The sequence below is a fragment of the Rheinheimera sp. genome (assembly GCF_036568245.1).
Classification (GTDB): Bacteria; Pseudomonadota; Gammaproteobacteria; order Enterobacterales; family Alteromonadaceae; genus Alishewanella.
This window is the reverse complement of record NZ_DATCSY010000099.1, coordinates 1-7,595: the sequence shown is the minus strand read 5'-3', so window position 1 is coordinate 7,595 and position 7,595 is coordinate 1. Positions and strand designations below refer to the sequence as shown.

Here is a 7,595-nt window from a genome sequence, read left to right as displayed (position 1 = left end):
GTGCTTTTTCAGTGCCGCCGCTTCAAACTCATTTACATCCTGCAGTGGCTCGTCAGCGCTCAGTGAGTGCCACTCCATATCCAGCAGGGCAGCAGACATATACTCCAATGTGTCAAAGCCTTGGTTAAAGCTGCGTGATTTCATCACTTTATCCAGCAGTTCAGCCGGAATTGGCTCACCGGTTTTATAGTGCTTGGCGTAATTTGCAATTACTTCCGGGTGGGCTGCCCAGTCTTCTTCAAACGTAGATGGGAATTCGACGAAATCACGCGATACAGAAGTACCGGCCAGCGTCGGGTAGTTTACGTCAGAGAACATACCATGCAGGCCATGGCCTAACTCGTGGAACATAGTGGTCACGTTATCGTAGCTGACCAGTGTTGGCTCACCTTCCGGCGCTTTTGGAATGTTCATCACGTTTACTACCACCGGTTTTTGCCCCAGCAGTTTAGACTGACCCACAAAAGAGCTCATCCAGGCGCCACCGCGTTTGCCTTCGCGGGCAAAGTAATCGGCGTAGAAAATAGCCAGGCTGCTGCCGTCGGCATCAAACAGCTCGTACGCTTTTACATCCGGGTGGTAAGTTGGTAAGTCCGGGCGCGGCTCGAAACGGATACCGTACAAGCGGTTAAAGGTATAGAACACGCCATCTTTTAATACGCGGTCAAACTCGAAGTATTGTTTAACTTCGTTTTCATCCAGATCGTATTTCGCCTGACGCACAAATTCGCCGTAGTATTCCCAGTCCCAAGGCTGCAGTTCAAAGTCACCGCCTTTTTGTTTGATCATTTCCTGAATAGCCGCAGCTTCTTTATTGGTGTTGGCAATAACCGCAGGCACCATAGAACCTAACATATCAAACACAGCCTGCGGTGTTTTCGCCATTTGCGATTCCAGGCCGTAGCTGGCCCAGTTGTCATAGCCTAACAGTTTGGCGCGCTCTGCACGCAGCTGAGCTAAACGGGCCACGATAGGCCGGTTATCGGTTTCACCGCTCTGGTTACGGTTAGCTGACGCTTCCCATACGCGTTTACGCAGGTCACGGTTGCTGAGCTGGCTCAGTACTGGCTGGCGGGTGGTGTTGGTGATGCTCAGCAGATACTTGCCTTCATGGCCGGCTTCTTTAGCGGCATTAGCTGCGGCAGTAATTTGCGAGTCTGATAAGCCGTCTAACTCTTCTTTGGTATCAACGATAACGGCGATTTTTTTGGTTTCTGCCAGCAGGTTTTGCGAGAACTGGTTAGTCAGCTTCGAGTGCTCTTCGTTCAGCGCGCGGATAGCGGTTTTTTGCTCTTCCGTCAGCTGAGCGCCGGCACGGACAAAGCGATCATAATACACTTCAATCAGGCGCACGGATTCGGCATCCAGGCCCAAGTCATTGCGCTGGTTGTACAGGCTCTTGATCCGGGCGAACAGCTGTGGGTTCAGGTTAATGTTGTCTGAGTGGGCGGCCATTTTGGGTGCCATTTCAGACTGAATTTCACGCCGCTGCGGGTTAGAACTGGAACCTGCCAGGTTGTAGAAAATGCGCGATACCCGGGTTAACAGCTCGCCGCTTTTTTCCAGCGCCACCAGCGTATTGTCAAACGTTGCCGGCTCAGGGTTGCCTGCGATGGCCAGCACTTCAGTCATATGCTGCTTCATGCCTTCTTCAAATGCCGGCAGGAAGTGTTCATCTTTAATTTCAGTAAAATTCGGCGCTTCGTATTGCAAGGTACTTTTCACCATTAATGGGTTGCTGGAAACCACTTCAGCAGCGGTTGTTGCTTCTGCTGCAGGTTGCTGGGCGGTAGTTTGCTGTGGTGCACTGTTGTCTGAACAGGCGGCCAGCGCCAGTGCAGCAGTCACTGTAGTGGCAATAAGAGTTTTACGCATGAATATCTCCCTGAAAGAGGCTGTCGTTACGGTATGTCGTTATAGTAATTAACGGCGCTTAGCACCGGGCGAGTTCGAGTATGCCAAAATACTGTGCATACGCACCCGGTTTGCAGCGAGCAGCCAACAAAGTAAGATAAAAGCCCGCTCAGGGCAACTATTGCGGCTGTATTGTGTCGATATAAGGTAAATCAATGTAAAAGCAGCTGCCTTGTGGCTGTGCTGGTTTGTAGCCCATGCTGCCTTGCATCTGGCTTACCAGACTGCGGCTTATTGCCAGGCCCAGGCCGGTACCGGAGTGAGTTCTGGTGTCTGAACTGTCTGCCTGGCTGAAGCGGGTAAACAAATGCGGTACAAAATGTTCTGCTACGCCTTCCCCCTGATCTTCTATCTGGATGCGCACCTGTGCGCTGTGCCGGCTGATGTTTACACTAACCAGCCCACCGGCCGGTGAAAATTTAACAGCGTTACCTAACAGGTGCTGCAGCACATGTTGCAGGTGTGCTGCATCGGCGTTCACCACTAACGTGAGTAACTCTGGCGGACAATTCAGCTGCAACTTAATACCCGGATGCAGCAATCTGATCTGTTCCAGGCAGTGGCTGATCAGCGGCTGCAGCTCAACCGGGCGCAGCTGCATTGCCAGCGTGCCGCTGGAAATACGTTCCACATTGAGTAAGTCATTCACCAAAGCGGTAAGTTGCTGGCAGTTTGTCTGGGCCAGTTGCAACATGCGCTGTTGTGAGCCGCTAAGCTCGCCCAGGGCTCCGGACACCGCCAGTCCCAACACGCCGTTAATAGAGGTCAGTGGCGTGCGCAGCTCGTGGCTGACCGTTGAAATAAACTGTTGTTTAAGTTGCTCGGTCTGGTGACGGTCAGATAAATCGCGTAGCACCAGCAGTTGCTTGGTTTGTTGCTGCAACCTGATGTGGCTGCGGTTTACCGCCATCGGAAACAGGCTGTCATCACGGCGCCGTCCCTGGGTTTCGTATTCAGTTTTCGCGCTGGACGTCGCGCTGTAAAGCTCATCCAGCCGGTGCGGTTCGGCCAGTAATTCCGACCAGTGCATGCCCGGCAGCGTATTGGCGGCATAGCCAAACATCGGATAGCACGACAGGTTTACCTGTTCAATAATGCCATCCTGAGTGGTAGTAATAATGGCATCGGTGACGTTGTCCATCATATTGCGCAGGTACAGCTTGCTTTGCTGATGCGCGCTGACGCTGTTACGCAGGTGCTGGCGCGAGATCAGCAGCCAGGTTAATAACGTCAGCAACAGCAAGGCGGCACTGTATGCCGCCAGGCGGATTTCACCGCTGTTATCGCGTGGTTTGGCAACAGAGCGCACCGCCATTTGCCACAAAGCACCGCGTAAACTGATGCTCAGCAGCAGGCTGTCATCATAAAACAGGCTGCGATCGCCATAAAACACTGTCCCGCCGTGGCCCAGTTCGGACAAATTGCGAATAGACACCTGAACTTCCTGCTCTGCGGTCTGGGTTTCCAGCATATTCCAGACCGAGCCAATATCGACCACCGTGCTGACAATGCCCCAGTAATCGTCGGCGCCCAGATACACAGGTATGCGGTAAATAAAGGCTGTACCGCCCTGAATCAGATCAATAGGGCCAACCAGACGCGCTTCGCGCTGGGCAATAATGGCGGCAATCTCCGGCCATTGTTCGGTTAAATCGGGGTAGTACAGGCCCACAGCCTGCTCGTTACCTTTAAGCGGATAAACGTAGCGCAGCGTATTATCAGGTGCAACGCCAATATTGCGGATATGCCGGGCCTGATGGGCCAGCTCTGGCAGTAGCATCTGCATTTCGGCTTCAGAAATTTTGCCGTTATTGGCCTGAATATGGGCGGTCAGGCCAAGTGTCAGGTACAAAGGGATATTCAGTTCCGACTCAATTAACGCCCGCAACTGGCCGGCGCTGGCTATTTCGTGGCGAAACTGCAGGCTGCGTGCATACTGATGCTCATTCTGCACCAGAGTTTCGGTAGCAAAAACCGTACACAGCAGTAGTGTCAGCAACAGCGTCCATTGCCAGAATGACAGCAGAAATTTATTCTTCATTTGCTAAAGCATAGCGCCCGAAATAACGTCAACCTTCACTCTAGCGCTAAGCGCCCGGTATTGTAAATAAGCGGGTTAATGCTAAGTGTTGAAAAAACGCGCAGCCAGGCGATAGACACACACCACAAGGCTGTCTATAATGCGCAGCTTCTGCATAACTGCAGATTGCGCACCCGTAGCTCAGCTGGATAGAGCGCTGCCCTCCGGAGGCAGAGGTCATAGGTTCGAATCCTATCGGGTGCGCCAAAACAAACAACCGCCAATCTGGCGGTTTTTTGTTTTGTGTACCCGTGGATTAGAACCTACGTTCGAAAAATCGGCAGGACAGCCGATTTTGACGTCGTGTAAGCGACGCCCCGAGGGTGAGGTGCAGGATGCACCGAATCAATCCTATCGGGTGCAACCACCGCAGGGTGGTTTTTTTGTTTATGCACTCCGAAGGAGGCGAACCGTTAGGTTCGACACACTAATGTGTCTGGATCACATTAGAACAGCTTTAGCTGGCCCCACCGGGGCGAGTATCAGGATGATACGAGTAAATAAGTCTGGAACGATTTGGAACAGCTTCAGCTGGCCCGTAGGGCGAGGGCAGGATAGCCCGAGTAATCCTATCGGATGCGCCAAAACAAACCTGCTTTCTCAGAAACTTCGCCTCAGTTATGCTACTTTCTGCTCAAACATCTGCGGAGGGCGCTATGGCCTCGTCACCTTTTCATTACTTTCAGCAGCAGCGGTTAACGCTGCACTGTGGTAGCCGTTTGCCGGCGGCGCAGTCGTTGTTGCAACTGGCTGGCGAAAGTGTGTTGCTATCTCAGCTGGCGCCACAGCCCTCTGCGCAGCAATTGCTCGATGCTGCCGAGCAGGCTTATCAGGGCGGCTACGAGCAGCAGGCTTCTACCGAGTTTGAATTGCAGGGCCTGGCGCTGGGCGGTATTGGTGACCCTTTGCTGCACACTGATGTACTGGCAGAGTTTTTACCGGTATTTAAACAAAAACGGCATGGCGTGCCGGTAACGCTGGTTACTTATGGTTTAGTGGCACCAGCTGATGCGCCGGCATTGTGCCAACAGTTGCTTGAGCTGGAAGTTGAAAAGTTAGACATTTACCTGCCGGCCGCTAACCCGCCAGCCTATCAGCAAGCGGTAAAGCCGACGCAGTATGGTTTTAGCGAACTATGTCAGTTTATCCATGCCGCCAGTGAAGCGGGCTTGCAGGTTACTTGCTTTGCTTATGCACCGGTAGCACAGCAAAACGAGCTGCGTGCGTTGGCGCTGGATTTAGGCGCCAGAGAGTTTGTGGTTAAGCCGTTAGCTATTGTTTAACCAATCTTCATGTGCATGGCGCACACGAATAATAAAAACACTGTTGTCAGCTTCAAGTTGGTAAATAATCAGGTGCGAACCGACGGGGTGTAGCCGAACAGAAGGGGTAAGTTCTTCACGCACAGGTGCAGCTAGCGGGTTGTCAGCCAAAAACTCAAAAGTCGTGGTTAATTGCTGGTGGTAACGCTGCGCCTGCAGCAAGCCAAACTGCTCTGCACCGGCAACAAAAATAGCAATAATATCGTCTTCAGCTTTATGGCTAAGAATATAAGCCATGCTTTACTGCGCTAATTTGGCCAGCGCTGCGGCTTCAAGTTCTGCCATAGTGCGCTTCCCCCGGCCACTATTAATGCCTTCATCAACCAGCTGTTGTAGGTGGGCGACTTTTACGGCCCGCTCCTGATCGCGCCGTATCAGGTCACGCACATAATCACTGGCGTTACTGTAGCGTCCGGTTTCCGCTTGTTGCTCAACCCAATGCTTCATGCCATCGGGTAGCGATACGTTCATGGTGGCCATTAGCTTGTCTCTGTTGCTGCAATTAAGCTAATTGTGCTGCTATGGCAAACTTTGTCAAGTTTGCTGCTCAGATTTATACCTATCAGCCTAAGCCAAACTATGCACCACTTCGCTGGTGTGGCTTAAATTGTCATGCAGCGGGGTAGGCCCGGTGCCCGTGCCCTTAGCCGCTACCGGCTGGTCAATTTGCACAGTGTGGCCATCGATCACGCTATTAATGGCAAAGCCATCAGCCATATTGGCGGTAACAGAAACGGTTTTCAGGTTGCTCATTGGGTTATCCTTGTTTAATTAGTTGGTGCTAATTTACAGGGTTAGGCATAGTGCTGTTGTGCGCTGGATCAAAGATGGGATAGGAGGTATGCCGATTTATAACTTGCAGACAGATACATTTTTATTGATGCAGCTGCTGGTTATTGGTACAACAATCGCCAATTAAGTAAGGCGCTAATGATGTCAGTCGAGTTTTATAACCTTAATGCCAGCCAATTTGCCGCAGACACGACTAATGTCGACATGTCAGCGCTTTATGCCCGTTTTTTACCAAAACTGCCGCCCGATGGCATTATCTTAGATGCGGGGTGTGGCACGGGACGCGATAGCCGTTTCTTTCTTGCTAAGGGTTTTACTGTTTGTGCATTTGATGCCAGTACGGAAATGGTGCGTTTAGCCCGTGAGTTAACCGGGCTTGATGTACGTCTTAGTACGTTTCTGTCTTATCAGTCCGATATCCATTTCGATGGGATCTGGGCTTGTGCATCTTTGTTGCACATCGCGGAAGCTGAGCTTGCTGTAACATTTAATCACCTTGGTTCACTACTAAAGTCGCGTGGTGTTCTTTATTGCTCTTTTAAGTTAGGTTCAGGTGAAGTGCAGCGTGATGGCCGCTGTTTTACCCAAATGACGGCTGACCGCTTGGGTGTTGTTTTATCAGATACCCGTCTAAAAATAGCAGAGTACTGGGCCACAGCTGATGCCAGGCCGGGCCGCAAACATGAGCAATGGCTTAATGCGTTACTGGAGGCACGGGTTTGACGGCAACAACCTTGTATCAGGGTAATATTCTCACCACTGGCGGTGCGGTTGATCCTTTGCTGCCAAAGTTAATCTATGCCATTAATCATGCTTCTGAGATTGAAATAAGCGTGTCTTTTATTCAAACCTCAGGCATACATTTATTGTTACCGGCACTTACAGATGCGCTTGCTGCCGGTGCCAGCATCAAAATTCTGACGTCGGATTATTTGCAAATTACCGCGCCGGAAGCGTTACGCCAACTGTTATTACTCTCAGAGCGCGGCGCAGCCATCAGGTTGTTTTGCTGTGGTGCCAACACTGCCTTTCATATGAAGGCTTATATTTTTGTCAAATGCCAAAACGGGACAACAGAGCAAGGTTGCGCTTATGTCGGTTCAAATAACATCAGCCGCACCGCCCTGTTAACTTCGCATGAATGGACCTTGCGGCATGATTTTGTCGCTGCCGAGGCTAATTGTCAGTTCACTGATATTCGCCGCCAGTTTGTCAGTATTTTTACTCATAAACAGAGCGTCCCACTGACCGAGCAGGTTCTGGCCGACTACCTTAAGCGCTATCAGCAAAATCGACAGCAACGTTTACAGTTGGTTGGCGCAGAGCTTGAACAAGAAGCCGTCATCACACCGAACCCGGCCCAACAGGATGCATTGGCAGCGCTACAACTAAGTCGTCAGCAAGGTTATAAACGTGGCTTAGTTGTATTGGCTACCGGCATGGGTAAAACCTGGCTGGCGGCGTTTGATGCAAGGCAAGTTGACGCG

8 protein-coding genes and 1 tRNA gene are annotated in these 7,595 nt (G+C 51.4%); 4 read left to right on the top strand and 5 right to left on the bottom strand.

All coding sequences use genetic code 11. The features are described from left to right. Positions 1-1,875 (bottom strand): M3 family metallopeptidase (locus VIN66_RS04400; RefSeq protein WP_331922862.1); only part of this gene is annotated, 1,875 nt, incomplete at its 3' end. A gap of 157 nt (positions 1,876-2,032) precedes the next feature. Then, a complete protein-coding gene (locus VIN66_RS04395) occupies positions 2,033-3,955 on the bottom strand; it encodes an ATP-binding protein (protein ID WP_331922861.1) in 1,923 nt (640 codons plus the stop codon). 169 nt (positions 3,956-4,124) lie between these two features. Between VIN66_RS04395 and VIN66_RS04390 the strand changes: the two genes are divergently transcribed. Then, a tRNA-Arg gene (locus VIN66_RS04390) sits at positions 4,125-4,201 on the top strand. 449 nt (positions 4,202-4,650) lie between these two features. After that, positions 4,651-5,277: a hydrolase TatD gene (locus tag VIN66_RS04385; RefSeq protein ID WP_331922860.1), complete on the top strand. Its 627-nt coding sequence runs from the start codon at positions 4,651-4,653 to the stop codon at positions 5,275-5,277. Here VIN66_RS04385 and VIN66_RS04380 read toward each other — a convergent pair. The 3 genes from VIN66_RS04380 to VIN66_RS04370 all read right to left on the bottom strand — a co-directional run bounded on the left by VIN66_RS04380 (position 5,263) and on the right by VIN66_RS04370 (position 6,069). Then, positions 5,263-5,553, bottom strand: a complete 291-nt coding sequence (locus tag VIN66_RS04380) for a type II toxin-antitoxin system RelE/ParE family toxin (RefSeq protein ID WP_331922859.1) — start codon at positions 5,551-5,553, stop codon at positions 5,263-5,265. The genes VIN66_RS04385 and VIN66_RS04380 overlap by 15 nt on opposite strands. Positions 5,554-5,556: 3 nt before the next feature. Further along, on the bottom strand, positions 5,557-5,796 hold the full coding sequence (locus tag VIN66_RS04375; protein ID WP_134058295.1) for a type II toxin-antitoxin system ParD family antitoxin: 240 nt from the start codon (positions 5,794-5,796) through the stop codon (positions 5,557-5,559). A gap of 87 nt (positions 5,797-5,883) precedes the next feature. Beyond that, on the bottom strand, positions 5,884-6,069 hold the full coding sequence (locus tag VIN66_RS04370) for a hypothetical protein (protein ID WP_331922858.1): 186 nt from the start codon (positions 6,067-6,069) through the stop codon (positions 5,884-5,886). A 177-nt stretch (positions 6,070-6,246) separates the two neighbouring features. Between VIN66_RS04370 and VIN66_RS04365 the strand changes: the two genes are divergently transcribed. Both VIN66_RS04365 and VIN66_RS04360 read left to right on the top strand, forming a co-directional pair. Then, the gene (locus VIN66_RS04365) at positions 6,247-6,831 is read left to right on the top strand and encodes a class I SAM-dependent methyltransferase (RefSeq protein WP_331922857.1); all 585 of its coding nucleotides are present in this window, start codon (positions 6,247-6,249) and stop codon (positions 6,829-6,831) included. Beyond that, a partial coding sequence (locus VIN66_RS04360; protein WP_331922856.1) for a DEAD/DEAH box helicase family protein occupies positions 6,828-7,595 on the top strand: 768 nt, incomplete at its 3' end. The genes VIN66_RS04365 and VIN66_RS04360, both read left to right, overlap by 4 nt.